The organism is Streptomyces odonnellii (genome assembly GCF_000981895.1).
GTDB lineage: Bacteria > Actinomycetota > Actinomycetes > Streptomycetales > Streptomycetaceae > Streptomyces > Streptomyces odonnellii.
Map to the genome: position 1 here is coordinate 1 of NZ_LATD01000284.1, position 1,691 is coordinate 1,691.

Below are 1,691 nucleotides of genomic sequence, written 5' to 3' on the forward strand. Positions count from 1 at the left end.
GCCCCGGCCACGTCCCCCGTGCCGCCCGTGTCCGCGCCCGCCGCGATCGGCTGGCCGGTGTCCGGATCGATGGCCGTGCCCGCGCCGCCGCCGGTGGCCGCGCCGGCTGCCGTCGCGCCCCCGGTCGCACCGCCGGTCGCGCCCGCGCCCGGGGCGCGGGAGCCTCCCGTACCGCCGCCGCCCGTGGCCGTACCACCGGAGCCGCCGGTACCACCGCCACCGCTCGCGGCGCCGCCCGAGCCGCCGCCCGAGGCCGAACCGCCACCGCCGCCGCCCTGCGGGACGGTCGGCTTCTTGTCGCCGCCGGTGCCGGTGGCGCACTGGGTGGCGCCCTTCCGGTCACAGGCCGACGGGTACGGGGCGGTCTTGGCGAGGGTGTTGGACCCGTCGGCGGAGAAGGTGGGGTTGTGGCAGTTCTTGATGTTGATGTTCTCGACGTTGACGCCGGGGATCTTCCGTACCTGGGTGAGCCCCGCCTGCACCAGGTTCACCGGCAGCGGCGAGAAGCCCAGTTTGTCGACGTTCTGCTGCCCCTGACACAGGAAGTAGTAGGCGAACGCGCCGAGTGTCTTGCCCTTGTTGGGGTTGAACTTGGCCTCGGCCTTCGTCGGGATGATCATGTAGCTGTAGCTGGACAGCGGGTAGTTGCGCCGGTCCTTGCTGTTGTAGACGCCGTCGAGGATCTGGGTGAGGTACTCGGGCGAGGAGGGGTTCTCGTTGATCCGCGCGTTGAGCAGGGCGACGGCCACGTTCCGCGCGGTCGGCTCGGTGTAGTAGCCGGCCGCGTTGAGCACCTTGACCACCGGGAAGTGGGTGGTGTGGACGGCGTAGGAGTACTCGACATAGGTGATCGTGCCGATGTTGCCCGGCTGGGCGACATACCCCGAGACACCGTTGGACCCGGACTGGGCGACGAAACCGCCGCCCGGCACCAGCGGGTAGTTGGAGGTGGTGCCGCAGGGGGTGCTCCGGCCGGCCTTGGCGCAGTAGCTGTTCCAGATGGAGGGGTGCTGCTTGCTCATCCAGGTGGTGAGCTGCGCCGTCGTGCCCGAGCCGTCGGAGCGGACCACCGGGACGATCCGGCGCGGCGGGAGCGACTTGGCCAGGGCCGGGTTGTCGGCCTTGATCGCCGGGTCGTTCCAGAACTTGATGTCACCGGTGAAGATCTTGGCGAGGGCCTCGCCCGACAGCCGCAGGTTGGTGACCCGCTGGTTGCCGATCTTCAGGTTGTACATGAAGGACGTACCGCCGGCCACGATCGGCATGTACGCGTACTTCCTGGAGGGCGGCGAGTCGACGACCCCCGAGTCCTTGATGCCGTACGGGATCTCGGAGACGGCGTAGTCGACGGTGCCGTTGCGGAACTGGTTGCGGCCGTCGGAGGAGCCGGTGCCGTTGTAGTTGACCGTCATGCCGTACTGCTTGACGTTCGCCACCCACTGGTCGAGCGCGTTCTTGCTCCAGGTGGAGCCCGCTCCCGAGATCGGGACATAGGTCGCGGCGGTGGCGGGGACGGGCCGGACGAGACCCAGCAGCACGAGCGTCGCGAGGGCGACGGCCGCCAGGACGGCGCGTATCGGTCTGCCGGGCAGTGGCGCCGGAAGGGTTCCGGACATCGGGGGGCGACTCCTGTCGGTATGGCGGGGCGGTGGCGGGGGGCTCGGCGGCTCGCCTGGAGCGGGTACGGGGTG

1 protein-coding gene is annotated in these 1,691 nt (G+C 70.4%); it reads right to left on the minus strand.

Translation table 11 applies throughout. The features are described from left to right. Window positions 1-1,616, minus strand: a 1,616-nt coding sequence (pstS, locus tag WH07_RS24860; protein WP_052744552.1) for a phosphate ABC transporter substrate-binding protein PstS, incomplete at its 3' end; no start/stop codon positions are given. Between the last annotated feature and the right edge of the window lie 75 nt (window positions 1,617-1,691).